The organism is Phaeodactylibacter sp. (assembly GCF_040219495.1).
In the GTDB taxonomy this organism is placed as follows: domain Bacteria; phylum Bacteroidota; class Bacteroidia; order Chitinophagales; family Saprospiraceae; genus Phaeodactylibacter.
This window is the reverse complement of the sequence record NZ_JAVJSK010000121.1, coordinates 1-26,749: the sequence shown is the minus strand read 5'-3', so window position 1 is coordinate 26,749 and position 26,749 is coordinate 1. Positions and strand designations below refer to the sequence as shown.

Here is a 26,749-nt window from a genome sequence, read left to right as displayed (position 1 = left end):
CTTAAAAACACTCCTTAGTGATTATGCCCCTCGTGGTCATCATGATCGTGGTCATGGTCACCGTCGTGGTCATGGTCATGGTCACCCGCAGGCATATCTTCGTTTTTCACGTAATCCATACCACAAACCGGGCACTCGCCGGGCGCATCGCTGCCACTCCCTTCGCAGTGCATTGGGCAGATATAGGCAGCCGTGTACTCCTTGCCCTGTTTGCCGGCATCTGCCTCCGCACCCATATGGTCCATGTGGTCCCCGTTTTCCATATGCCCGGTTTCCTCCGTCTGTTCTGTAGCCGAGTCGCCCTGAGTGTTTTCGGTATTGCCACCACAGGCAACAACGAATAAAGACAGTGCAAAAACAGGCAGCAGAAAATTCAAAAATTTCAAATTTTTCATTGTTCTAAAATTTAGGAGCCTCCAAAGAGGCGAATGTATGAATGAATAGAGTAAACTTGATGCGTCGGGGATCATTACAGGGTCAAAACAGCGCTGCCCCTTCCCATCCCGGTTCTACCGAGATGCCTTTATTCTGTAGTCAGCGTCTCTTCTACCGTACCACAGGTCAGCATTTCATCCCCAAAGTAAGGGTTACGGATTTGCGCTGCATCGCTGATCCAGTCCGCTCCATCCCAATCGAAAGCCATCGGGCAGTGCTGCACGTAGTAGGTCTGCTCGGCTGCACCAAACGCCTTTACGGTTCGGATCAGTGATTGGGAGAGGAAGCCAAACTGTGCACGCTGTTCAGCGACCTCGGCCGTACTGGTCATTTGTTTGGCGTGCGACAAGAGCGCTCCCTGCTCTTGCTGCCAGTATTTCAGGGCATCGCCCGACAGTACCCCGCTGTCTATTTGGTTCATTTTTTCGATAAATGCCTCTGCATTCCCTGCGGCTGATTCCGCATCGGTAGCAACGAGTGCATCTTTGAGGCGAAGATACGCTTCTATGGCACTTCCCAGTTGCTGTTTAAAGCCCCGAGGAACTTCTGTGCGGTAATTGGGCAATGCTTTTTTCTCAGGAGCGCCTTTGATTTGGATGTCGCGGTTCATCATACTTGATCGGTTGCTGAGCTGAGCGGCAGCATCGATGGAGAAGTTGCCATAGGTGACCACCTCTTCACCAGCTTCCAGCCCACTGAGCACCCGGTAGCGGTCGGCCAGGGCTTCACCAATCTTTACTTCCCGGTATTGAAAAGTAGGGACCGGGGTGTCGGGCACCCTGACGTAGACGACCGAGCGCTCCCCTGTCCAAAGTACAGCAGATTTGGGTACGGTAAAGGCTAACTGCTCATCAGCTGCTTCGGCCAGGAGTTCACCCGTCACCAGCATTTCCGGCTTGAGCTTTCCGTTGGGGTTGCGGGCTTCGGTGCGCACTGCTACCACCCGCCGGTCTTTGTCGAGGACAGGATCAATGAAAGTGACTCTGCCGGAAAAGCGTTGCCCCGGTACGGCAGGGGTGGAAAAAGTAATGCGGTCGCCTACCTTAATTTGCGGCAGGTCTTCCTCGTAGGCATCGAAGACGACCCAGACGGTACTCAGGTTCATCAGGTCAAACAGCGGTTCTCCCTGCGCCACATAGTCACCAACGGCTACCCGGCGCTGCGTCACCACACCGCTCTGCGTAGCGTACAGCGGGTAGGTTTCCTGAATCTCACCGCGTTCTATAATTTGATCAATCTGCCCGGCCGGGATTTTCCAGTACCGGAGCTTACTACGGGCGGCTTCCGCCAATTTGGGATTGACCGCCTCCAGCTTGACCGCCTCCAGTAGCTCGCGCTGCGCCGTGATGAGGTCCGGGGCGTACAGTTCCGCCAGCTTTTGGCCTTTGTAGACCGGCTCGCCGGTGAAGGATACGTAGAGCTTTTCGATACGCCCCGGCACCTGCGCCACCTGACTCGACGCCCGGCGCTCATCGGCCTGCACTTTGCCGCTGAGTTGTAGCGCAGTGCCCGACTCGGTAGTCGACTCCCCGACTATCGTAGTTTGGATATTGGCCAGACGGGCAGCCTCCCGGGTCATCTCAAAGTTGAGTGGGTCGCTGGAAGCCATCTCGCTCTGTTGGATCAGGTCCATACCGCATATCGGGCAGTCGCCCGGCTCTTCCCGGCGAACCTGCGGGTGCATAGAGCAGGTCCAGGTGGTGCCTGCTGAATCCGTTGATTCCAATGTGTGTTGGTGTTCCGCGGCTTCAGTTGCTGTGCCGCCGCCGAAGAGGAGGTAACCGGCACCCAGACCTACCAAAAGGGCGATCAGGATGAGGAGGGGAACTTTTATTTGTTGCATGGTATTATTAGTTTAGACCTTAAATGTTGCAAATGATGACGCTAAACATATCTGACCAAGTTCTGCAAGCTTCCGGATTGACAGAAGAGGAATTGACGCTGGAAATAGCAGTAGCGCTATATCAGCGCGAAATATTGTCTTTAGGCAAAGCTGCTGATTTTGCTGGTCTGCACCGCATGGCCTTTCAAGCCGCGCTGTACGAGCGGAAGGTGCCGATAAATTACGATATTGAAGACTTGGAAGATGACTTGGAAACCTTGGAAAAACTAGGTTTATGAAGGTAGTAAGCGACACCTCTGTAATTGGAAACTTATTCCTAATCGATAAACTCCAACTGTTAAATACGCTCTTCGAAACAGTGATTATACCTGATAAAGTTGCTGAAGAATTGAAGGGGCTGGAAGCTTTCGGGCATGATGTACATAGTATCTTCCAAACAGACATTCTCAGCGTGAAGTCTGTCAAGAATAAAGAAGATGTTGAAAGCCTACTCGAAGAGCTTGACCCAGGTGAGTCGGAAGCCATAGTACTAGCTCTGGAGCTGAATATTCCTCTTCTGCTTATAGATGAGAAAAAAGGTAGGGCTAAAGCCGAAGCGCTAGGTATTGAGGTCACTGGTCTTCTGGGTATTCTGTTGCGTGCTAAAGCGAAAGGAGTTATTCCTTCGCTCAAACCTATAGTTGATTCGTTAATCAAAGACGCTAAATTCTTCATAAGCGAAAAGTTATATAAAGCTGTTTTACTCAAAGCAGGGGAAGATTAAGCAATAAAAAAACCTTACAACCAGCCCCCCAACCAGCCACACATAACTCACCCAAGCCAAATACTTCAGCGTTTGCTCCAGTACTTTGCTCTTAGGCGCCATCTCCTTATGGTGCATGACATCCTTACGTCGGAAAAGGCCGTGGTAGACCAGGCCCGCGGTAAGCAGCAGGAAGCCGAGGTTGAGGAAAAAGGTATAATCAATTTTAAAGTGTTCCGTTTCGGTGACACTAACGGCTTTCGGGTCGGGCAGGTAGCCCAGCAGGTCGAAGCCATAGTGCAGCGCCAGCGCGGTGCCAATCAGCGAGCTGAACAGCAAAAACAGGATGAACAGCGACATCCGCCAGCCGTAGTACTTGGCGTTGATGCGCAATACCGGAAAGACCACAAGGTCGCTGAAGATGAAAGCCATCACCCCGGCAAAGCTTACGCCTTTGCTAAACAGCAGCGCCGCCAGCGGAATATTGCCCATTGAGCCGATGAAGGTCATAAAGGCCGCCACCGGTCCGATGACCACGTGCTCCAGCAGGCTCCAAAAGCTATACGTAGTCACTTCTGTCCCGCTGTTGATGAACAGGCTGCGGAAAAAGCTGTCCGGCACAAACGCGGCGACAATGCCTGCGATGGTAAAGCCGATGGTCACGTCTTTCCATACCATCTTCCACTCCATCACATACTGCTTGGCGATCTTGGCCCAGCTTTTAGAAGAGCGGATTTTGGTTTTCCAGGATTTATCCGCATCATCGTCCTCCTCCTGCTGTTTGCCGAGGTGCTCCCGGGCCTTTTTGATCAGCTTTTTCGGGTTGATGAGCCGGATGATGAGCCAGCTGATGGCGATGAGCAGCATGCCGCCCACGTACTCGCCGACCACAAACTGCCAGCCGAGAAAGATAGAAATGATAATGCCCAGCTCGATCACCAGATTGGTGGAAGCCAGCAGAAACGCAATTGCTGCCGAAAAGCTCGCGCCCTTCTGGAATAACGATTTGGTCGTCGCCAGTGCCGAAAAGCTGCACGAGCTGCTGATAAAGCCAAAGAAGGTGCCCAGCAGCATGCTTTTGGAACGGGCATCGCCCATCGTGCGCTGCATGCGCTCTTCCGTCACGAGTATCTGTATCAGGCTGCTGAGGAAATAGCCGAGGATGAAGGCCCACAGCGCCATCCAGAAAAATCCGGCGCTGGTGTAGGCGGCATTGCCCCAGTTTTGTAGAAAATTTTGCATCATTTGGCGTTTTGATCGTGTGAAAAATGGGTTTGGCGGAAGTGTTTGTGCTCCAGGAAGGGCGGTACGAGCGCCACGCTTTCGGTATTGATGGAGAAACGGTAGGGTCGCATGTCTTATCCGGTTTTGAGTTAGAAGTCTCCTCAATTTTTATTGATCCCACAGCAGCTGATTAATCCTCGCCACCGCCAAGTGCCCAGCCACCACCGCGTTCAACCGCTTCAGGTCATACTCAATCAGCTCGCTTTCCAGCCGCAGTAGTTCATCGAAGCTGCGGCCCTGCGCACTGTAGGCTTCCTGCAAAATAGCTATAGCAGACTGGGTGAGCCGTCGCTGCCGCTCGTAGAGGTCCAGGCGCAGTTGGGCGGTTTCGAAATCGGCGTAGGCTTGGGCGATGGCAGCCTCAAAACGGGTGCTCAAATCTTTTTTCCGGTCTTCCAGTGCAGCAATTTTCAGTTGCTCTTCCCGTTCTTTGGCCTCAAATTTCGCCCGGTAGATGGGCAGGCTTACGCTCGCCCGCAGCTGCACAATATCCCGGCCATTGGCATTGAGGTTGGCGTCATTGCGTGGGCCGACGAAGATATAGTCTGCGCCCAGTCCGAAGGAAGGTTTGCCGTCCAGTTCGTTGAGGCGCAGGGACTGCCGGGCAGCTTCCTGTTGCCGGCTGAGCTGCCGCAGCTTCGGGTGGGTACGGCGGATGGCCGCGAGCAGGCTGTCTTGCCGAAACGGCAATTGGGCGGGGCCAAGTTCATCCACCATCTGAATTTTTGTCGCCGACGTGCGCTGCAGTAACCGATTGATTGTCGCCAGCGGTTTAAGGGCCTCCCGCTCCAATATAGCCAGTTCCTGTTGCAGCTCTTCCTGCCGGATTTGTACCCGCAGTACATCCGCAGTACTGCCTTTGCCGCTTTCCACTTTGGCGAGGGCAGTAGTGGCCAGCGATTCGAGTAATGGCAGATTGCGGCGCAGGATGTCCTGCCGCTTTTCAATAGCGTAAAGTTGGTTATAGGCTTGTTCCAGCTCGTAGCGGAGCTCCAGGGCGCGGGCGGCAATTTGCTCGTATAGCGCCTTCGCTTTTGTATTCTCCAGCTCTGCCCGTCTTGGCAGGGTGCCGGGCCAGGGAAAGCCCTGCGTAGCCCCCACTCGCAGCAACTGCGGCCCCAAGCGGGTTTCTACCGGCAGCGGGAAGCCACCGACGCCTACTTCCGGATTGGGCAATTGGCTCACCTGTGGGGCGCGTTCCAAAGCCGCCTGATACTCTTTCTCCAGTGCCCTCAGCTCGGGCTGCCGCAGCAGGGCGCTGTCGATGAGCTGTGGGAGGGGCTGGGCAAGGATTGCCGTACTGGCTCCGCAGATGAGCACTACAAAAAGTATTTTCATCCTATTGTTTTTCATAGCAGATTGATTTCTCAGTTGACATTCGTTCTCTTGAGTTCGTCGCCCCCTCTCTTCTTCCATCTACTCTGCACCTCCATCCAAAGCGCGTACAGCACCGGCACCGTAAACATGGTAACCACCTGCAGCACCATACCACCAAAGGACGGAATCGCCATCGGCAGCATAATATCAGCTCCCCGGCCCGTGGAGGTCAGGATGGGCAGCAAGGCGAGAATGGTGGTAGCGGTGGTCATCATCGCCGGGCGTACCCGCCGGAGGCCGCCTTCTACTACCGCATCCCGTATACCTTGTATGCTGTCCGGCTCATTGCGCTTGAAACTGTCTTTGAGGAAAGTAGCGACCAACACGCCATCATCGGTTGCGATACCGAATAGCGCCAGGAAGCCGACCCATACCGCCACGCTGAGATTGACTGCCCGGATTTGGAACAGCTCCCTCATCTCCGTACCGAAGAGACTGAAATTGAGGAACCAATCCGTACCGTACAGCCCGATCATGATGAAGCCACCGGAAAAGGCAATGAAGACCCCGGTAAAGACCATCAATGCCAGGGCTATGGAGCGGAACTGGAAGTAGAGGATCAGAAAAATAATAGCCAGTGAAATCGGCAGCACAATACTCAGCCGCCGGTTAGCCCGTACCTGCTGCTCGTAATTGCCGGCAAAGCGGTAGCTAATGGCGGGGGGCACTTCTAATTCACCAGCTTCGATCTGCTCCCGCAGGTAAGCTTTGGCGTTTTCTACTACCTCCACTTCGGCATAGCCATCATCCCGGTCGAAAAGCACGTAGCCAATCAGAAATCCATCCTCGCTTTTAATCGCCTGTGGCCCGGCTTCGTAGCGGATGTCCACCAGCTGCCCCAGCGGGATCGGCTGCCCGGTAGCGGTAGGGACATACACTCGTTTTAATGCTTCCGGATCATCGCGCAGCTCACGGGGGTAGCGCACCCGTATGGCGTAGCGTTCCCGCCCCTCAACGGTGGTCGTCATCGTCATTCCGCCGATAGCGGCCTGAATGTGTTGTTGCACCTGCTCTACCGTCAGCCCGTAGCGGCTAATGGCCCGCCGGTCGATGTCAAGCAGCAGGTAGGGTTTGCCCACAATGCGGTCGGCAAATACAGCAGAGGCCTTAACGCCTTCCACTTCTTTGAGCAACGTTTCCAGCTTCAGCCCAAAAGCTTCAATGGACTGCAGGTCGTTGCCCTGTACTTTGATACCCATGGGCGCGCGCATACCCGTTTGCAGCATGACCAGGCGGGTCTCAATAGGCTGCAGCTTGGGCGCGGAAGTCACGCCCGGCAGTTTCGTCACCTGCACAATCTCATTCCAGATATCATCTGGGCTTTTGATGTGGTCCCGCCACTGCCGGAAGTAGCGGCCGTCCTCATCGGGAATCAGCTCGCCTTCCTCATTGCGCACATATTCGTCCTCCTCGTAACGGAAGCGGATGCGCTGACCCGCTCCGTTGGTCTTGTACTCCGATTTGTACAGGATGACGTTCTCATACATTGACATGGGGGCGGGGTCGAGGGCGGTATTGGCGCGCCCGGCTTTACCCACCACCGACTTCACTTCAGGGATAGCGGTTACCGCCATATCGAGCAGGCGCAGGTTCTTGATGTTCTCCTGCATGCCCGAGTGGGGCATTGAAGTGGGCATCAGCAGGAAGGCCCCTTCGTCCAGGGCTGGCATAAATTCTTCTCCTATATTCTGATACACCCGAAAGCCGAAGACGACAACGGCACTGACCACCAGGAGGAAGATGAGCTTAAAACGTAGCAAAAACCGCAGGATGGGTTCGTAGTAGTAAATGACCAGATGGAACAGCCCAATCAGGGCACCAGCCAGTAGAGCTACAAACAGGAAATTGGCAAAAGTACTCTGCACCACGCCCAGCGGCATCCAAACACTCGCCAGCAGCCAGGCCACCAGAAGCGCGTACAGGATATTGGTTACCCAGGATGCCCACTTTGCGGAGCGGGCGGTGCCCCTGTTCTTAACCCGGTAATTGACCCACCCGGCCAGCCCCACCAAGGTCAGGGCGGCTCCGAAAAAATGGTACCCGCTCAAGGCGAGTACAATACCGGCCAGGACCGACAGCCCGTTGGCCACATAAACCGTAGCCTGAGAACGGGAGCGCATGGAAAATACACTGTGTGCCACCGCCGGCAGTATAGTGATGGCTACGATAATGGCGGAGAGGAGCGCAAAAGTCTTGGTATACGCCAATGGACGGAATAGCTTGCCTTCCGCAGCTTCCATAGTAAAAACGGGCAGGAAGCTGACTACAGTGGTCGCTACGGCCGTTAACACCGCTGATGCCACTTCCGTCGTTGCTTCGTAGATGGTGTCCATCAGGCTTTCCCCCGGCGGGGCTTCTTCCATGCGGTTGACCATGCTCTCCACCAGCACAATACCCATATCCACCATGGTGCCGATGGCGATGGCGATCCCGGACAACGCCACAATATTGGCATCCACGCCGAAGTAGCGCATGGCGATGAAGCACATCAGTACCGCCACGGGCAGGGAGCCGGACACGAGCAGGGAAGAACGGAGATTGAGCAGCATCAGGATGATGACGATGATGGTGATCAGCACCTCCAGTTTCAGCGCTTCCTCCAGTGTGCCGATCGTTTCATTGATGAGCTCGGTACGATCGTAAAAAGGGATGATTTTCACCTGTGAGGTGATGCCGTCCGCGAGCTGCTTGGAGGGCAGCCCGGGTTCGAGTTCGGCAATCTTAGCCTTCACATTTTCGATTACCTGCATAGGGTTGGCACCGTAGCGGGCGGTCACTACGCCCCCGACGGCCTCTGCCCCGGACTTGTCAAGCACGCCACGCCGGTTGGCAGGGCCCAGGCTGACCCACGCCACATCTCCCACACGTATGGGGACGTTGTCGTTGACCGTGACTACACTCTGCTCAATGTCCTCAATATTCTTCACATAGCCCAGTCCGCGCACGAAGTACTCCACCCGGTTGATCTCCATGGTTTGCGCGCCTACATCAATATTGCTGCCACGCACGGCGTTCATCACCTGCTGCAGGGTGATGCCGTAGGATTTTAACTTATCAGGGTTGATATCTACCTGATATTCCTTCACAAACCCACCTACGGAAGCCACTTCAGATACGCCTTCCGCCGCCGACAGCCCATAGCGCACATAAAAGTCCTGAATACTGCGCAGTTCGTGCAGATCCCAGCCGCCCGTGGCGTTGCCGGCAGAGTCGCGACCCTCCAGGGTGTACCAATAGATTTGCCCCAGCGCAGTGGCGTCCGGGCCCAGGGTAGGCTGCACCCCTTCCGGCAAGGTGTTGGCGGGCAGCGCATTCAGCTTTTCCAGTATACGGCTGCGGCTCCAGTAAAACTCGACCTCCTCATCGAAGATGATATAGATACTGGAAAAGCCAAACATGGAATTACTGCGTATACTTTCCACGCCCGGTATGCCAAGCAGGGCGGTGGTAAGCGGGTAGGTGATTTGATCCTCCACATCCTCCGGCGAGCGGCCGGACCATTTGGTGAAGACAATTTGCTGGTTTTCGCCAATATCGGGTATGGCGTCCACCGCCACCGGGTCCCGGGGCAGATTATCGATGCCAAAATCAAACGGTGCAGTAGCCAGCCCCCAGCCGATGAATCCAAGGAGCAGCAGGTAGGCCACCAGTTTATTGTCGAGGAAGAATTTGATAAAACGATTCAGCATGGAATATGACTTTCCGGTACACAATAGGCGTTGAGCCCTTGCAAAATAGCAGCTTTACACCAGCGGTGCTTACGCAAAAAGCGGACGAAGCACCTAATAGGCGTACAAGCGCGCCGCTGAACAACTGTTAGCGGGCGGGAAAGCCATTTTATAACAAGAAAGATTGGGTGAGGACAGGGATATCCGTGTATATCAAAGGAGGTTTGTAGTGCTGATAGCGTGTGCTGGAAAGGATGGCAGGCTGTGGTAGCAAAAAAGCACAGGTGTACGCCAGCAGAAACTGTTGGGAACTAGGTTTAAGCTCCAGCTCCCCTGAAGTTTGCGTTTGGCGCTCGTGTTCTGCTTCCACTTGGACGGTGTGGTTATCGCAGCAGTTGGATTTTTTCAATGCGGCCTCGCCTTTATCCGCCATCATTTTCTGGTGGTGGGGGCAGGTAATTTTGGCGGTAGCCTGCTCATGACAGCTTGGTGCTTTGCCCCAGAAGCTGATGGATTTCAGCTCGCCTTTGCAGAAATGCATATCTACTGCAAAGCTCACTGAGGAGGTCAGCAGCAATACGGCCATGCTTATGGCAATTATCCGATATGCAAAATGCAGTTTAGGCATAAAAGCAATTGACGTTGCTATAAAAGTACGCACTTGCCCGGACAATTGTTTATCTGGTCCTGCCTTTCTATCCCGATTTATTTGTACCTGCGGTACAGCCTTCCCACCTTCAATCTAAGTCCCATACATTATCCAGCCGCTTTTTTTCTGGTCTTGTTCCCAGTGGGTCAACAACCACATACTGGGGCAGCTCCTCTACAATGATTTCAAAATCGTTTTCCCCGGAGGTTAGTCTGTGCCGTTGATGATATAATGGTTGATCCCCTGCTTTCATCTCCCTGGGGTGCCGTTGAAACACACCGATAGTGATGGGCTCTTTCAGCACTGCCACTCTTGCGTTTCCGTGAGCATCCCATTCCAGACGGTTGGCTTGGAGTTGCCCCCGGATACGATAATTACCATCCGGAAGTGGCTCGACCGTAGCCTGCTTAATCCGTAAGTCATAGGTATAGCGCCCTTTAAACCAGTCGTCCAGTAGTTGCTGCTCCACCCTTGTGCCTTCCGCTGACAGGCGTTCCAGAAAGTCCAGCACCGTTGCCCTGGATTCCACCTGATGGCCAAAGTCGTGTACCATTGAACGAAGTACACGATTAATAGCGGCTTTTCCGAGGAGTTCTTCCGCAGCCATAATCGATAAGTAACTCTTACCGTAAGACAAATAGGACTCGCCCTCGCTTAGATACAGCGGAGGCTCTGAATCCGTAGCGTTGGAACGCCCCTGAAAGTACCGGTTATTCGCCGTTTGACTGATTTGCCAGGGGGCGCTCCAGCCGTGGTCTTGTCTCATTACCGCTGCTTCGGTGTACTTCGCCAGGCCTTCGATAATCAGACTGGCACCGGGTGTGTTTTTGGGGCTAAGCACCCCGCCCCACCATTGGTGTGCGACCTCATGGATGGTCCGTTTGGCTACCAGGTCGAATGCTGGTGAACCTCTGGGGTCGGTCAGGTAAAGCCGGTCCGCTACCATGCTTATCGTGCCGGGCATCGCTTGCCCCCCAAAGTGCCAATGGGAAGGAATTTCGGCGATACGCAGGTGATCATGTGGATAGGCACCAAAGGCTTTTTCACAGTACACCAGTGCCTGAACTGCATAGGTTTCGACCTCCGCTATGTTGTAGGCATGGCCTGAGTGAAAGTAGAGCTCCATGCTCACTCCGTTTACCATAGTATCCCGACGGGCGTAGTGGGCGGATAAATAATTCAAAATCGGCAGCAAGGGCGTCGTACTTCGGTAGTGAAAGTAAGCCCGGCCATCGGTTTTCCACTGATCTATCAATTTACCGGGGGCAATGGCCGTTTGGCCTTCTACGGTAGAGAGCGTGCAATTAAAGTCGATTCGCCCTATCGTAGCTTGCTGGTCAATATGGGTTTCCAAAACCGGTTCTTCCACCAGCGGAGGCAGCCCCCGTTGATGGCGTTCGGTGGGGTCCTGGATTTCCAAACTGCGCCGGTAGTTGAGCACCGGGTCATACTCACCTCGGGAAAGATAGGTGCCATTCTCCAGCAGACTTTTACTGCTTTCATATCCCTTGCGTTCCCACGATAACTCGTATTGGTAATCCAGGCAGTCCCCCGGTTGCAAAACTGGCTCAAGCTGGTACAGCCAGGTGCCAAAAGTAGAATCCCGTTCTAGCAAGCGTGCGCCCTGCACTTCTAAACGAGTAAGTGGCAGCCGCTCGGTGATAAACAGTCGGGTGAGGACAGTGTCACTTTTGTTCTGAACGGTGTATCTGGCTTTGACCTTGTATTTCCCCTGATGGGGATACAACTCTACTTGCTGGTCAATAGCCCTAGGGAACAAGTAGTGGTCGGTTTGCAGGTGTTTGTACTGCCGCTCGTATGCCGCTTTGAAGTCGAGCTGCTCCTGCGGACTTTGGTACTCATTTGCGATGTGAAGTTCACGGTAAATCCTGAGGCTGGACAACAGAAATAAGAGGCCTGCCCCGGCAAGCAGGATTGTATTCCTAGTCCGCCACTGTTGCTGTAAGTTTTGCCAGCGTGCGCTCAGGCTGCTTTCGTAAGACCTTGGCCAAAGCTGGTAGCTCAGGAAAATGAAAATGATTCCAAGTATAGACCAATGCAGGGCAAAGTGATGGAAGGGACGGCTCGTATCCCCAAAACCATTCATATCCGTATACATCAGGTTTGGAAAGAACCCCAACTGCAACAAGGGATGGTGGACCCCCAACTGCCCCATAAGCGAGGGACGGGTAACAAGAAAAACGGTAAAAGCGGTTGCCATCCCAAGGTACTTACGAGGCATCAGAATTTGCACCAGCAAAATGATCGTTGTGTAAAAGAGTATGGGCAAGCCACTGTAGTACAGCATAGCCAGATAGCACTGTAGTTCGTAGTTTGAATAGTTGTAGGCTACCTGAAATCCAAGAGCAAGCAATACGCTCGTCAGTATGAGCAGTAACGGAAGGCTAAAAAGAGTTAACGCCCGCGCCCAGAACATCGCCTGATTAGTCGCTGGTACACTACCCAGAATACCTGCAATTTTATGCTCCCGGTCTCGCCACAGTAGCTCTCCGGTGTACAACAGTATGAGCAAAAGCGAGATATAAGGCAGTGGATCTTCAATCAGCCAAACGAGCAATGCTGTTGTCGGGTAAAGGCTGTCGTTGTAGGGTCCTCCACTATTGATCCGGCTGTAAATTTCGGTAAAGACGATAACCAGCCACAGCCCCATGATCAGCAAAAACGGCCAGGAGAATAGCAGTTGCCGCAACTCAAAGCTGAAGATCGACCTAAAGCTTTTCCATTGCCGAGCCCTCAATTGGATAGGGGGGCGGGTTGGGACTTCAGGAGTGGTCCCCGTAGCCATAGTTGTTGCTTTGCCGGTTGATTTTTCCAGCTTTGGCCTGAAGGCAAACCGGGTGTAACTAAAGCCTAGCAGCAAAAGCGCCAGACCAATCCATAAACAGCGGTTGAGCAGGAAGTAGCCGCTCAAGGCAGGTAGATGAGTATTTTTTTCCGCCGGGGTCCAGTACAGACTTTGCTCGAGAAATGCACTAATGCCAAAAGGGTCGGCAAGGGCAGCCCAAATTATATTTTCGGGGTCGGGCGGCTGAGCGGCAGCCATAAGCGGCGAGTTGAAAAAGATGGCACATAACCAGTAAATCCCGTAGATGCTTATAGCAGTTGCGTAAACAGCCAGGCGGTTGCGGCTCAATAAGCCCGCCGCGAAGACCGTTACCGTACAAATCAGGCCGTTGGGCACAATGAAAACCAGCCACAGGTAGAAGTACGACCACCCTTGTCCGGGCAAGATCCGCCCCGGCTCCACTTCAGCTGTGGCCACGCCCAGCATCATCCCAGGCAGGATCATGCTAAACGCCAGCACACTCATACTCAACACTCCAAAAAAGCGGCTCCAAAAGAAGGAAGACCGCTGAACCGCAGTACTGTAGAGTATTCCCTGAAATTGATACAACTGGTCGCGCAGCAGCCCGCTTAGGGTGAAGAACAGCACCGGAAATACGACAGATAATGACAGGAGAGCAATATTATGGGCCAGCATGTAGGGGCTGTTGAGGAACAGGTTGGGTGGTGTAAATCCTTTTATCCCCATAAGCCACCCCAGCCCAAGAAAGAGTATGGAAAAGAACAGCATGGTGCGCTGGCGCATTTGGTAGACATATTCGAATTGCAACAGGGAAGCAAGCATAAAGTAAATTTTTTATGGTAATAGAACTTGGTCGATGGCGACCTAAGCATCAACGGCGGAGAAGTACAGGCTCTCGAGATCAGGCTCAACGGACACAAACCCATCACCCGGCGCCGTGTCAGACAGTACCCTCACCTGTATTTTACCCGCCTGTAATCGCTGAGATAGGATAGGCAACGTTCCCCTGAAAGCATGGAGTTCTGGTTTGCTGAATTGCTTCTGCCACAGCTTCCCTTCTAATGACTGGCAAAGTGCTGCGGGGCTCCCTTGCTGAACGATATGCCCGTTAGCCATGATGGCCATCTTCGTACAGAGTTCTTGTACGTCTTCTACAATATGGGTAGAGAGGAGGACTATAATATGCTCGCCAATTTCGCTGAGCAGGTTAAGGAAACGGTACCGCTCCTGCGGATCGAGACCAGCGGTAGGCTCATCGACGATGATCAGGCGGGGCTGCCCAAGTAGTGCCTGTGCAATGCCAAAGCGTTGACGCATACCGCCGGAGAAAGTGCTCACAGCTTGTTTACGGTGCGCGTACAGGTTGGTTTGGTTCAGTAGGTAGGCGATTTGGTCCTGGCGCTCTTTTTTATTCGTCACGCCCTTGAGTACGGCAATGTAATCGAGCAGCCGCTGGGCGGATACCCGCGGGTATACTCCAAACTCCTGTGGTAGGTAACCGAGGGCTTTCCGAACCGCCATAGGCTCAACCGCTATATCAGTACCGTTGAAACAGACCTGCCCACGATCTGCCCGCTGCAGAGTGGCAATAATCCGCATGAGCGTTGACTTCCCCGCGCCATTGGGGCCCAGCAGCCCAAACATACCATTGCCTAATTCGAGCGCTACACCGCTTAGGGCCTGGGTACCGTTGGTGTATGTCTTATGTAAGTCCGTAATTTGAAGGAGGTTTTCCTGCATAGCGATTTGTGTTTTCAACAAACCTATACCTTCCTTTTTTACGCTCCAACATTTAAGGCCCAACCCCACCTCATTCCAAATAAACACCTGTGTTTTAGCCTTGAATACGGTTGATACCCAAAACCATAGTGTATATACCTATTTAGTCGGTGTTCGACCAAAGCTTTAGCAATCGCGTATATTTCCGTATAATTTCGTTGGCGAAACTTACTTACAGCCTTTATGAAAAGTATCCTACATCGTTTTCGCCCACTATGGTTGGGCCCTCTGATTGCGCTGTTGGCAACCGTGCTGTTGGCTAACCTAGGTGTAGTGTTAATAGACCCTGCAGCCGTAGGGGAGAACGTTGCAATTTTCACGCTTTGGTCGCTGGTGATTGCCTTTCTCATCTATCGGTATGAGCAGGTAAAAAACAAGGGCCGTTTACTAATCCACATCGGAACACTGCTGAGCTTACTGGCCGGTGTGTTCATAGCCGAAGCGTACGTAGAAATGGCGGACAACCCACTGTCTTTTGGTTTCCTTACAGCGATTTGGATATATCTTTTGTTCTGGGCCGTACCAAAGTTCTTTAACAAGTATCGTACACTAATCATTGGGCTTTATACCTTGATTTTACTGACCTTTATCTACGGTCGCCTGTTCTCCGGTGACTACTTTGCTTACAAAGAGCCGTTGATTTTCGCCTTCCTCTGGCCAATTCCTTGCTTTATGGCCCTTTGGGTATACGAGCAATGGAAATGGTTCCGGTCCTTACAACATGAGAAGTCAGCCGCAGAACTCGCCCTGCTGAAATCACAGATTAACCCCCACTTTTTCTTCAACACCCTCAATAACCTGCACGCCCTTACCGTCAACCAAGCTAAAGAAGCCCCCGAGGTGATTGTGAAGCTGTCAGAAATGATGCGCTACACGATTTATGAGGGCAAGAAGGAAAGGGTGCCGGTAAGCGAGGAGGTTGTCTATTTACAGCATTACATTGAGCTGCACGAAATCAGGCAGCATCAGAAGGTAAACATCAAGTTTGTGGATGAAGTAGCGGAGGGGGTAATGGTTTCGCCTTTATTATTTATCGTACTGTTGGAAAATGCCTTCAAGCACGGGGCTGAACGCCTGTTGACTGATGCCTTTATTGAAGTACAGCTTAAGGCTACACCGGCACAAATCCACTTTGAAATTCGTAATAATTTTGACCCTGAGGAGCAGCCGTCCGCACCGGGCATCGGTCTGGCGAACCTTCGCCGCCGGCTGGAGCTGGTCTATCCTGAGCAGCACCAACTGCTCCTGTCGAGCGACAATAACATTTACAATGCCGTTCTCACTATAGACCTAATGCAAAAATGAAGATCAAATACCTCATTGTCGATGATGAACCGCTGGCTCATGACCTGATTAAGAGCTTCGCTAAAGAGCTGCCCCATTTACAGCTGGTCCACCAATGCTACAATGCGCTGGAGGCTATAGCGTACCTTAAGGCGGAACGGGTAGACTTGATGTTTCTGGACCTCCACATGCCGAAGTTAAAAGGCTTTGACTTTTTGCGTACACTGAGCCATCCTCCCAAAGTCATCGTAACCACCGCTCACAAAGAGTTTGCCTTGGAAGGATACGAGCTACAAGTAGCCGACTATCTCCTCAAACCCTATTCATTTGCCCGCTTTCTCAAGGCGATTGACAATGCCTTCCCACCCCAGGCTGGTACCTCCACCCAGGCGCCAGGTACGAAAGCCGATGAGCAACAAAAACTTTTTATAAAGGGCGACAAACAGTATCACCGCCTGCGCACTGATGAGATCATATACATTGAGGCGTATGGTAACTACACCAAGGTCTACCTGCCAACCGGTACGCTCCTTACGCATGTTTCCATTTCATATTACACAGAAAAACTGCAAGAGCCTGAATTTCTTAGAATACACAAGTCCTTTCTGGTTGCCCTGGATAAGGTGGACCGCCTATCCGGCAACCGATTATTTTTGGGGGAGCATGAGGTCCCGATCGGGCAAACCTACCGGCAGAAGGTGATGGGACTGATAGGGTAGGTTAATTGGCTTGATAACCCGGATTTCCCCATGCTTTTTCAGACTGGGTTATCTTACGGCCGCTCGCTTTATTCCGGGTCGACTAATTCCGGAACAATGTATTAGCAGCCGTGACTGAATAACAGACCTATGCCCAGCTCATGGAAATCAGAGTCCCTACTTTTTCAAAAACCGCTCCACCACCTGCGACTGCCCAGCCGTAAGATTCAGCAAGTAAGCACCTGCCGGCAAATCTTCAATGCCAAGGGTAGCCGTTTGCCCTCCGGCGCCCAGATACCCCAAATCAGTCTGCCGGATGATTTTGCCCTGATAGTCTACCATCGTAGCCAGCACAGTAGAAGCTTCCGCCAGTTCAAAGGACAGTTGCAGTTGGTCGGCTGCCGGATTAGGCGAAAGTAACAGTGAGTTTAGTTTGGGCTGAGCGGGTACCTCCTGATTACTGCTGACCCCCTCCGGCTTGAGGTACACCCGGAATAAGCTGTTCGTGGCCACGCTTTGGGTACCGTCATTGATGAAGAAAATATTTGGTTGTGTGCTTTCAATGCCACCCACCAGGTAGCCGATGAAGAGGCTGTCTCCAACGTCCGGCAGATTGAGTACTTGTATGTCCGGTTGGAAGTCCAGCGTGTTGCCCACAGGGATAAATTCTGACCCTGCGCCCAGGAGCGCCGGCAATTCGCCCACACGCTGCTCAATAATGCTGCCATCGGTATGCCGCGTCACCCGCCCGATTGTGGGTACGAAGGGGACGGCCTGATCCTCCCGCAGCTCGCCTTCCGCATCGAGGTAAAACTGGCTCATGCCGCCAAAGAAGAGGGTATGCATATCGCCGGTCGTGGTGTCGTAAATCGGGGCCGTGCCACAGTGGTAGTGGTTGAGGTGCTGCTCAAAATCGTTGTTGACGGTATAGCCGGCACTTGTGATGTCTACAGAATTGAGGAAAGGGAGGTCAGCGGCATGCTGAAAGACGCCGGAGAAGGCGGTCATGCCCAGTTGTTCGCCCGGGAAAATCTGCTTGACCAGGTTATAGTCCCGGCGGTGGAGGTTCATCTCGTCCGTCCAGGCTTCATAAAAGTCTATGACGGGGTCCGAATCTATGTTTCCGATCGTAAACCGGCGGATGGAATTGGTGTATTCCTGTACAAAGGAAGGGCCGTTGTGCGGGTTGTAGCGCCCGGTAAAGCGGTGCCCGCCCACGAGGTAGAAGGTGTCCTGCAAATGCTGCAAGTAGCCACCGGCCGCCGCCATGCGGAAGTCGGGCACATACTGAAAAGCAGGAGCGATATTCCCGCCATTCAGCAGGGCATTAGCAAGGGCAGGTACATCCACCACCGTAAGCATAGCATAGGTGATGTGGTCGTTCATGCTTGGGCTAAAGCCATACCCCCCGGTAATAATCAAATGATCGTCCACCTGATGGAACTGCATATTGGTAGACTGCAACTGTTCCTGTAGCGGTTCCGGCAGGGCAGATACGCTTTCAGACCAGTGCCCACCGGTCTCCGGGTGGAGAAGGTGGATAGTCGTGTTGTTATCTGAGGCCAGGAAGGAGGCAAAGGGCTGCCGTTGGTGCAAACCATCCTTGCGCCCGCCAATGATTAAGATGTGGCCATCGTGCGTAGCGGATACAAAGGACTGTACCCCATCGAAGCCGTCGATGGTGAAAGGGTGGACGGTAACTGAAAAGTCAGACTGTGCAAAAGTGGAAGTCAAAAGGCTGCTGAGGAGTAACACCAGGGTAAAGGACCGCATGTTTTTATGCTATTTGTTTAGCACAAAAAACCAGAATTCTTTACAGACTTTGTGTGATAAAAATCACTTCCTATTGAATCATAAACTTGCGGACCTCTTGACTGTTCCCATTTCCCAGCTTAAGGACGTAAGCACCGGGCTGAGCCATGCTCAGGTCAATAAAGTAAGAGTGCCCGGAGAAAACATCCGATTTCACCAGTTGCCCATTGAAGTTGTAGACCTCCAGCTCAAAGGGGCCTTCCCAGTCATCATCGAGGCGCAGTCCGACCCAGCCATTGCTCGGATTGGGGTAAACGATAAGCTCGTGCACCTTGCCGGCGTCTTCCGGCAGCCCGTCAATCCACTCCGCGAGGTATTCAATGTAGGGTTCATCGATGATGGAACGGGCTAAGGGGGGCATCTGATTACTGGACAAGCTTGCGTCCCGTACCCAGATTTCAGAGTTGGCGTGGTCCCCGGGCTTGACAATCATTCGGTTGGGGTCAGAGTTGGAGCTGCTGGTGGGTTCATTAATGAGGTTTTGTAAATGCAGCGGCAGCTGGAACCGGAGGTCCATTTTCAGATCTTGAACTCCGCCTAACCTATGGCAGGAAGCACAGTTGGCATCCAGATAGGAGCGGACGCGCAGCTCCAGGTCAGCATCTGTATCATCAATGGCATAGGCCCGTGGGTAACTATCGGGATTAACGATGGAGTGATCGAGCATGCCCACATCGCTCAGGTAGGCGAGCTGATTCAGGGTTTCGCCGGAAGCGGGATAGGTGAGATCACTGTTGAGCTGATGGGTTTTTACGCCAAGTACGAAGTTGGCGTTGGCAGTATGGCAGCTCAGGCACTGATCCCGGCTGGGGTAGTCCCAGGTTTGTTCAGCTACGGGCATACCTCCTTCATAGAGCGTAAACGTTTTCGAGGCATCAGCCTTAAGCAGGAAGGCATCCGTCCCCTCATCATTCCATTGATAGGTTAGGCCGTAGCTTTTGCCATCCGTGCCCAGCACAAAAAAGCGGGTTTCCAGCGGGGCTGCCTGCCCGTTGGGGCGTGCTTCAGGCAGCTCAAAATGTTTGATGAAAACCGTACCTTCCGAAAACCGCCAGTCTTCCCGGCTGCTGAATTGAATTTTTTCCGCCGGGCTGTCGAAGACCCCGTCATTAGGGATGGCCATCCACCGGCGCTTGGCTGCTCCATCAGACCAAAGTGGGGAGTTGACCTGATAAGGCAGAATGCCCGGTACCGTCTTTAGCGTGGAGAGGTCGGTAAATACCCCCAGGTCCGACAGGCGTTCGGGTGGGTCGGCGATAGTTTCCTGTGCAGTCAGGCGAAGGATTTTACCGGGTGCAAAAAAGTCATTTCCGCTTTGTAAAGTTAGCAGGATATCTCCGTTCGGGCGGGAAGAAATCCCCGTGATAGCCGCACTGCTGGAAAGGTCAAGCCCAAGGTTGCGTATATCTGCAATCAGGATATCCCGTTCCCCCTGTTGGTTATCAAAATCGTAGTCCAGCGACATGAGTTTACGCTTGCCGTAGTCAGCAAAAAGATATTTGCCCCAAAGATTTGGGAAGAGGTTGCCCCGGTAGACCTGCCCGCCAATGATGCAGTTGCCAAAGTCACGGCTGTACTCATGCAAAGGCGGCTGTTCTTCTCCAATCACCTCGTCCGGGCGGGCGTATTCTTCAGAAGGCACGGTGCCCTCCAGAAAAGGCCACTGCAGGTTTTGTCCTTTACCGATGATAGAGATTTCTTCCCGCAGTACCTCGCCCACATCAGCCAGCCAGATCCGGTCCTCCACCGGGTCATAGCTTACGCCATAGGGGCTTCGGATGCCAATGGCGTAGAATTCCTCCATGAGGCTGCTGTCGGGGCTCTGCCAGGGATTGTCGTTGGGGATAGAGTAGCCTTGGGAGTAGGTGTCTCCCCAGGTTGGGTCCTGGGGGCCCCACTCTGAGGGCTGCGGCTGCCGCCGGATGGAATGGCTGCGCTCCGGGTCGTTGTCCACGTCAATGCGGATCAACCCTCCAAAGAGGGCCCGGTCGAGGCGCTGATTGGAAATTTCCTTGAAGTGAAAATGCCCTTCATCTCCCAGGCCGAGGTAGAGAAAGCCATCATCCGGATGGAAGAACATACCACCACCGTTGTGCCAGGTGCTGCGGTCGTATTGTTGAAACAGGATTTGTTCAGTACTGGTATCAAAAGTGCCGCTGCCAGCATCCCACCGGAATTTAGAGAGCCGGTTGAAGCCTTTCTCGTCCCAGCTGTCGGGCTGTGGCTTGTAGCGGTAGAATACGAAAATCAGCTGCTTATCCGGAGCATCGGGGTTGCCAAATTCCGGGTGGAGTGCGATGCCCGTAGTGCCTGCTTCACCCTCTTTGAAGGCCCGGTCTTTGATGTCGAGTACCAGCTGCTGGGTCTGTTGAGCCAGGTTGACGCGCCACACTTCACCAATTTTGCTAAGCACCAGGACATCTTCGCTGCCCGGAAAGGGGATAATCCGTAGCGGAGATGGAATGCTGAGCCCCTCCGAGACATCTTCCAGGCTCCAGGCACCATTAGCACCGGGTGTCTTCGATGGCAATACTCCATTTAAAAACGGGCCTATAGCGCCCGGAGGCGTAGGGCCAGGCGGAACGAGGGTAAAGGCCATAAGGCCGGAAAATAATAGAAAAACAAGGAGGTATCGCCACTGGAGCATTGCTGAGTTTTTTGGAAAGTTGCCCGGCGTATTTTGGGTACGTTGAAGCCCCCGGGCACAAAAGATACAACCTCAAATATAGCAGAAAGCAAATAGAACTATGACGCGCTTTGCTGTAAAACTTCAGCAATGTCATCTATCCGCTACCCGCTCCAGGCCTACCCAATCTGGCGCAGCATATCTTCCAGGCTTTCGTTATCCGTTCCGGCTGCAGTGGTGAGTTTCTTTTTCAATCGGTATTTACCCTTACGTACACTTTCCGGTTGGATATTTAAAAGCGCAGCTGCTTCTGCGATGGTTGTGCCCAGCCGGAACAGGTAAGCCAGGCGTTTTTCAGTTATACTCAGTGAAGGGAATTTTTGCTCCAGTTGTTCAGAGAAATTGGCATGCACAGCCTTGAAGTAGGAGGTGAACGTGTCCCAGTCCTTGTCCAGGGTGTCCTGAGTCCGGAGGCTATTGAGTAGTTTCTGGTGCCCCTCGTCCCCGGAAGTGGTAGTCTGATTGCTCAGCTGATCCTCTACCTGTTGCAGGATATTGTTCTTCTGCAACAGGTGCAGGCGCTGGGCCGCTAGTTCCCGCTCCCGGTGCCGTACTTCAGCCTTTAGGGCCTTTTGCCGCAACCGGTATGTGTAGTATCCTCCCCCGAGCAGGAGTAGCGTTGCCAGCAGGCTCAATCCCAGCAACCGGTTTCTGAGCAGGGCATTTTCTTTTTCACTGGCCAGCCGGTCGATTTGGGCGGCCTTGAGGGCAATTTCCCGCTCTTCGAGTTCTGTATCATACTCCAAATGCAGCTCGGCAATAGCCTGGGACTGCTGAATGGAAAACAGGCTGTCACTTAGGGCTTGTGCCTGTTCGTAGACCGATAGAGCCTGGGCTGGGCGGCCGAGTTTGGATAAAAGGGCTGCTTTTAACCTTAGGGCGTTCCGAAGGTAGCTTGCTCCTTTATGGTCTTCAAATATTGAAATGCTATTGTCCACCCTGTCCAGCGCCGGAAGCCACTGTTGCTGCGCGGAGTCAATCCGGGCAAGGAGCATCTGGCAACTGCCGGCCATTATGGGCAGGACTTCTTCAAAAACAGGCTGTGCTGCGGACGCATCCGACGCTGCTTGTCCAAGTTGGTGCCCGCGCTCCAGCCAGCTCTCTGCCCGCAGTAATTGGGCATGAGCGATATTGTAGGGCTGCTGCAATTGATTGCTCAGCGCAATCGACGCGGCGAAGATAGAATCGGCGAGCCTATACTTTTGCAGCCTGTGGTAATTGGTGCCCAGCAGAGTCAGTACTTCTGCGTAGTACTGCTGTTGGCCGGCATGTTGATAATGCTTCGCAGATGCAACAAAATAAGGGAGTGCTTCCTCGTAATTGGACTCATCGAAGAGGGTCTTGCCAATATGCTGCTCGGCCTCAGCAACCCGCGCTGTTTCCTGTAGCGCCAGATGGACTTCCCGGGCGGTTTGGAAATCTTTTAGTGCCAGCCTGCGGTAGCCCTTTTGCTGATAAAGCAGTCCTCTTTGTACGAAGTGTTGGGCCAGCAGGGAACTATCCTGATGGGCCACCAGGTATTGCATGCTTTCTTCAATGGCTTCCAGCGCCCCGTCTATATCGCCTGCCTCTGAGCGCAGGATGGTCAGGTTCTTACGGATACCGATCATGTGCAGGCTGTCGCCATCAAGGGCAGCAAATTGCATGGCGGTATCCAAAGAGGAACAAGCGGCAAGTGGCCGGCCGCCCATGTAGTGATAATTGGCCCGAAAGTTATGCACATCGCTGAGCCCCCGGTAGTACTGCTGAGGGCCGAGGTAGCTTTCGGCAATCCGAAGCAGGGAATCTGTTTTGGCAGGATTTTCCCAAAACCAGGCTTTGGCTAATTCCAGATAGCGCATGCCCGTGATGGTGTCATGGGCGGGCTGTTGTACCAGTAGGGTCAGACTGTCAATAGGATCTGCCGGCAATTTTTGCGGCAGCAGCAACACTGCTGCCTGTAGTAGGATGAAAAAGAGCCTTCGGGATTTCATACGGTGAATATAGGGCAAAACCACAGTATTTACCAGCTGTCCACGATTTGTCCATGCCTGAATTTTGGACGGAGGCACCGCCGGAATATACTTTTGAGGCATACCAAAATCCATTCTGCAATGACTATTCGATTCACTGCCTTGCTATGCTTATTGAGCCTCTTCCTTTTCCAATCCTGCAATAAGGACAAGGAAGAAACACCCTCTATTCCCGAAAACCCTATGGCTACAGATATCAATGCCTACATCCGTAGCCTGACCTACAACCCCGTGGACATGCTTAATATCAATAATACGCCCGGGGATTTGGCGCAGAAAACACCGGGGGAGCCGAACACAGAATCCGGCCCACTAGATCGCGGGTACCGCAATACCTGTGTTAGCCAGCCTTACGAGCTGGAGAGAGATTTTTCAGAAATTGCGATTCTCAATCCGGGCAGTGGAAATGTATATCCGGGCGCCCTGGTTTTGGCCAATGCTGATTTGTTATCGGGTACACCCCGGCCATTGGGCCTGGAGCGCAATCCGGTGACGCTAACCATCGATCTGCCCGGTATAGGGGAAAAAGGTTCCTTCACAGTAGCTGATCCATCGAATGCAACGGTAAGCCCCGCTATCGATGAGGCATTGGAGCACTGGAACAACACAGCCTTTCAGCAGGGTTATTTCAACGGTGCCCGCTCTTATTATGAGGCCAGTGAAGCCTTCGAGCAGCGGCAGTTGGGCATTGAACTGGGTATCAATGCAGAGTGGGTGACAGGGTCCGTATCCTCACACCTCAGCACCAGCACGACTACAGACCGGCGGGTGGCCCTTCTGGCGTACCGGCAAATCTTTTACACCATCACCGCCCAGTCGCCCTTTGAGCCTACGGACTATCTGGGGCCCGATGTCACTTTGGACCAGGTTCAATCTTCTACTGATGATGACAACCACCCGGCCTACGTGAGTGCCGTAGACTACGGCAGGATCATCCTGTTCCGCATGGAAGCCACTAATGTGGAAACGTCCATTGACCTGAACGCTGTGATGAACTACGCCGCCGGCGGGGTAAGCGTGGCCGCCGACGTAGCCAGCCGGTACGATGAAATCCTGAGCAACTCCTCCATCAGTGTGCTCACCATTGGAGGGAGTGCTCAGAGCGCTGCCCAGGCATTGGAGAATATCAGCGGCCCGGGAAGCCTGACCCCGCTAATTGTCGAGAATGCCGTCTACTCCCGGGAGAATCCGGGGCTGCCTATTGCCTACCGGGTCAACTTGTTAAGTGACAACCGTATCGTCAAAATGGGATTTAGTTCCGATTATACAGATGTACGTTGTGGAAAAATCGCCTACAATCATCCAAGAATTGACTTCTACAATGATTTCGATACCTACAACTTACGGATTAAGCTGACTTACGATCACGATTATCCGCCCGCAGATGATACGGGCAAAACCACAGAGCTGCAAATAAACGATGAAAGCTCTGCTACCTTGCCGGACGTGCCAGACGGCGCATTCGATGTGCGCATGATCGTAAGGCGGATCGATGGATTGACCTGGCGGGAGTGGGAAACGAGGAATCTTTACCACATCTCTTCAAGCCAAAATGAGGATTGCTGGCGGGCCTATCGAGGTGGGTTTTCCACTGGCTTCGCCACTTTTTTGGAAAAGTGTGACTAACAGAGCGGTAAAAAGCGCCTGTTTGTACTTCTGCTGAGGTACGAACAGGCGCTTTATCGTTTGCGCCAATATCAGGCATATATCCCTGGCGTCATCTGGCTTAAGCCGGGCTCCAGGCCCTTGCCGTTTGCCGGCTGCTGCCCAATCCGTCAATCCCTAATTCGACCATATCACCAGGTTTCAGGTAGCGCTGTGGGTCTAAGCCCAGCCCCACGCCAAATGGTGTACCGGTAGAGATGATATCGCCGGGCAGCAGGGTCATATACTGGCTGATGTAGTGCACCAGATAAGGGATATTGAATACCAGGTCAGCCGTGGTGCTGTCCTGCATGGTTTCCCCATTGACCTTTAGCCAGAGGCGGAGGTTATGAGGGTCCTGGATTTCGTCTGTTGTAGCTATGAATGGCCCAATGGGCGCGAAGGTGTCACAGCTTTTGCCTTTGACCCACTGCCCGCTTTGTTCCAGCTGAAAGGCCCGCTCACTCACATCATTGTGCAGCACGTAGCCCGCCACATGATTCATGGCATCCGCCTCTTCTACGTAGGAAGCGCGCTTGCCGATCACAATGGCCAGTTCCACCTCCCAGTCGGTCTTTTCGCTGTTTTTGGGGATAATGATGTCATCGTTAGGGCCGCAGATAGCCGTAGTGGCCTTGAAGAATAAGACAGGGGCTGTGGGCACGTCCATGCCGCTTTCTTTGGCGTGTTGGGCGTAGTTGAGCCCCACGCAGACAATTTTTGAAACCTCTGCCACCGGTGGTCCAAGCCGGGTTTCGGTGGGTAGCACGGGGCAACCGTCCAGGTTTTGCTCCAGCCAGGAGCGCAAGTCTTCAAGGCCGCTGCCCCCCAGAAAAGCTTCGTCAAAATCCTGTCCAAAGGCACTCACATCGCGGTAATTACCATGTTGATCAATAATGCCGGGTTTCTCGGCTCCGGCCGCTCCAAATCGGATTAATTTCATGCTTAGGTATTCAAGTTTACGAACCCACCATCAATCGGGTAATTGGTGCCCGTAATGAAGCCTGCGGCATCCGAGCATAAAAAGAGGGCCAGTTTAGCAACCTCCTCCGGGGTGCCCATGCGCCCGATCGGCTGGGTTTTGGATAATTTATCGAACATTTCAGCCTCCTTCCCGGGATAATTGTCAGCCAGGAAGCCATCCACAAAGGGCGTGTGGATGCGGGCAGGAGCAATACAATTGCAACGGATATTGTCTGCCAGGTAATCACGGGCCACGGTATAGGTCATGGTTAGCACAGCGCCCTTGCTCATAGAATACGCAAAGCGGTCGGGCAGCCCCAGCATAGAGGCAATGGAAGCCATGTTGAGGATCACTCCGCTCTGCTGCCGCTGCATGTGTTTGATAACGGCGTACATCCCATTGTACACCCCCTTCACATTTACGGCGTAAATGCGGTCAAAATCGGCTTCGGACGTGGCATCAAGGGTGCCTACATGAGCAATACCGGCATTATTAACGAGGACGTCGATTTGCCCGGTAATTTCTACAATATGATTGACTAACTCAACCATCTCATCCTGCTTGCTGACGTCTGCAACTTTGCAGGTGGCCTGCCCGCCAGCTTCCCGTATAGCCTGGGCTACAGCTTCGCCCTTACCGGCATCGCGCTCCAATACAAAGACGTGAGCACCCGCCTCTGCGAATACCCGGGCGATCGCCTCACCGATACCACTGCCGGCCCCGGTGATCAGCGCCGTTTTGCCGTCGAGTCTGATTTTCATAAAAGGTTGATTTAACGAAGCGGATACGGCCGCTCTGCTAAAAAGAGTATCCTCAGTAAAGGTGTAATCGTTTAGGGGTGTATTGGTGGAAGCAAAAAGCCCAAAAAGGTGTAGAGGTGCTACCTTAACATCCCAGCAAGCTCTTAGAGCGTGTTGGGACTTTGCTTTTGGAGCGAACGCAGCCAAATTTTGTTCTGATCAAGGCGTGATACATTCAAGAATGGGATTAAAGGGGCCCATTCTTGAATCACATAGCCTTAGCTACGTGACCGAAGAACAACGAA

18 protein-coding genes are annotated in these 26,749 nt (G+C 53.1%); 5 read left to right on the top strand and 13 right to left on the bottom strand.

Features of this window, described 5'->3' with window-relative positions; genetic code table 11:
* Positions 1-14 precede the first annotated feature (14 nt).
* Both RIC19_RS19010 and RIC19_RS19005 read right to left on the bottom strand, forming a co-directional pair.
* Positions 15-395 carry a heavy metal-binding domain-containing protein gene (locus RIC19_RS19010; RefSeq protein WP_350179942.1) on the bottom strand — a complete coding sequence of 127 codons (381 nt, stop codon included), beginning with the start codon at positions 393-395 and terminating at the stop codon, positions 15-17.
* A 128-nt stretch (positions 396-523) separates the two neighbouring features.
* Positions 524-2,278 carry an efflux RND transporter periplasmic adaptor subunit gene (locus tag RIC19_RS19005; RefSeq protein ID WP_350179941.1) on the bottom strand — a complete coding sequence of 585 codons (1,755 nt, stop codon included), beginning with the start codon at positions 2,276-2,278 and terminating at the stop codon, positions 524-526.
* Positions 2,279-2,310: 32 nt separating this feature from the next.
* Here RIC19_RS19005 and RIC19_RS19000 point away from each other — a divergent pair, with 32 nt between their 5' ends.
* Together RIC19_RS19000 and RIC19_RS18995 are read left to right on the top strand one after the other, a co-directional pair.
* A complete protein-coding gene (locus RIC19_RS19000) occupies positions 2,311-2,556 on the top strand; it encodes a UPF0175 family protein (protein WP_282773865.1) in 246 nt (81 codons plus the stop codon).
* Positions 2,553-3,041, top strand: a complete 489-nt coding sequence (locus RIC19_RS18995; RefSeq protein WP_350179940.1) for a PIN domain-containing protein — start codon at positions 2,553-2,555, stop codon at positions 3,039-3,041. Before RIC19_RS19000 ends, RIC19_RS18995 begins: the two co-directional genes overlap by 4 nt.
* Here RIC19_RS18995 and RIC19_RS18990 read toward each other — a convergent pair.
* From RIC19_RS18990 to RIC19_RS18965, 6 genes are all read right to left on the bottom strand, one after another.
* Positions 3,018-4,262 (bottom strand): permease, encoded by a 1,245-nt coding sequence (locus RIC19_RS18990; protein WP_350179939.1) that lies wholly within the window; start codon positions 4,260-4,262, stop codon positions 3,018-3,020. The genes RIC19_RS18995 and RIC19_RS18990 overlap by 24 nt on opposite strands.
* 150 nt (positions 4,263-4,412) lie before the next feature.
* The gene (locus RIC19_RS18985; protein WP_350179938.1) at positions 4,413-5,642 is read right to left on the bottom strand and encodes a TolC family protein; all 1,230 of its coding nucleotides are present in this window, start codon (positions 5,640-5,642) and stop codon (positions 4,413-4,415) included.
* Between the two features lie 29 nt (positions 5,643-5,671).
* Positions 5,672-9,370 (bottom strand): efflux RND transporter permease subunit, encoded by a 3,699-nt coding sequence (locus RIC19_RS18980; protein WP_350179937.1) that lies wholly within the window; start codon positions 9,368-9,370, stop codon positions 5,672-5,674.
* Positions 9,371-9,518: 148 nt separating this feature from the next.
* A complete protein-coding gene (locus RIC19_RS18975; RefSeq protein ID WP_502930848.1) occupies positions 9,519-9,977 on the bottom strand; it encodes an HYC_CC_PP family protein in 459 nt (152 codons plus the stop codon).
* Between the two features lie 109 nt (positions 9,978-10,086).
* Positions 10,087-13,647 carry an ABC transporter permease/M1 family aminopeptidase gene (locus RIC19_RS18970; RefSeq protein WP_350179935.1) on the bottom strand — a complete coding sequence of 1,187 codons (3,561 nt, stop codon included), beginning with the start codon at positions 13,645-13,647 and terminating at the stop codon, positions 10,087-10,089.
* A 42-nt stretch (positions 13,648-13,689) separates the two neighbouring features.
* Positions 13,690-14,565: an ABC transporter ATP-binding protein gene (locus tag RIC19_RS18965; protein ID WP_350179934.1), complete on the bottom strand. Its 876-nt coding sequence runs from the start codon at positions 14,563-14,565 to the stop codon at positions 13,690-13,692.
* Between the two features lie 222 nt (positions 14,566-14,787).
* Here RIC19_RS18965 and RIC19_RS18960 point away from each other — a divergent pair, with 222 nt between their 5' ends.
* Both RIC19_RS18960 and RIC19_RS18955 read left to right on the top strand, forming a co-directional pair.
* Positions 14,788-15,909, top strand: coding sequence for a sensor histidine kinase (locus tag RIC19_RS18960; protein ID WP_350179933.1), 1,122 nt, complete (start codon positions 14,788-14,790; stop codon positions 15,907-15,909).
* Positions 15,906-16,607, top strand: coding sequence for a LytR/AlgR family response regulator transcription factor (locus RIC19_RS18955; protein WP_350179932.1), 702 nt, complete (start codon positions 15,906-15,908; stop codon positions 16,605-16,607). Before RIC19_RS18960 ends, RIC19_RS18955 begins: the two co-directional genes overlap by 4 nt.
* A 156-nt stretch (positions 16,608-16,763) precedes the next feature.
* Here RIC19_RS18955 and RIC19_RS18950 read toward each other — a convergent pair whose 3' ends face one another.
* The 3 genes from RIC19_RS18950 to RIC19_RS18940 all read right to left on the bottom strand — a co-directional run bounded on the left by RIC19_RS18950 (position 16,764) and on the right by RIC19_RS18940 (position 23,057).
* Positions 16,764-18,359 (bottom strand): T9SS type A sorting domain-containing protein, encoded by a 1,596-nt coding sequence (locus RIC19_RS18950; protein WP_350179931.1) that lies wholly within the window; start codon positions 18,357-18,359, stop codon positions 16,764-16,766.
* A gap of 70 nt (positions 18,360-18,429) precedes the next feature.
* Positions 18,430-21,045: a PQQ-dependent sugar dehydrogenase gene (locus tag RIC19_RS18945; RefSeq protein ID WP_350179930.1), complete on the bottom strand. Its 2,616-nt coding sequence runs from the start codon at positions 21,043-21,045 to the stop codon at positions 18,430-18,432.
* Positions 21,046-21,203: 158 nt separating this feature from the next.
* Complete coding sequence (locus RIC19_RS18940; RefSeq protein ID WP_350179929.1) at positions 21,204-23,057, bottom strand: hypothetical protein; 1,854 nt, start codon at positions 23,055-23,057, stop codon at positions 21,204-21,206.
* A 120-nt stretch (positions 23,058-23,177) separates the two neighbouring features.
* On the opposite strand from RIC19_RS18940, the gene RIC19_RS18935 reads away from it, so the two are divergent.
* The gene (locus tag RIC19_RS18935; protein WP_350179928.1) at positions 23,178-24,722 is read left to right on the top strand and encodes a thiol-activated cytolysin family protein; all 1,545 of its coding nucleotides are present in this window, start codon (positions 23,178-23,180) and stop codon (positions 24,720-24,722) included.
* 100 nt (positions 24,723-24,822) lie between these two features.
* Here the strand turns inward: RIC19_RS18935 and RIC19_RS18930 are convergent, their stop codons facing one another.
* Together RIC19_RS18930 and RIC19_RS18925 are read right to left on the bottom strand one after the other, a co-directional pair.
* On the bottom strand, positions 24,823-25,683 hold the full coding sequence (locus RIC19_RS18930) for a fumarylacetoacetate hydrolase family protein (RefSeq protein WP_350179927.1): 861 nt from the start codon (positions 25,681-25,683) through the stop codon (positions 24,823-24,825).
* Between the two features lie 2 nt (positions 25,684-25,685).
* Complete coding sequence (locus RIC19_RS18925; RefSeq protein WP_350179926.1) at positions 25,686-26,465, bottom strand: SDR family NAD(P)-dependent oxidoreductase; 780 nt, start codon at positions 26,463-26,465, stop codon at positions 25,686-25,688.
* Positions 26,466-26,749 lie beyond the last annotated feature (284 nt).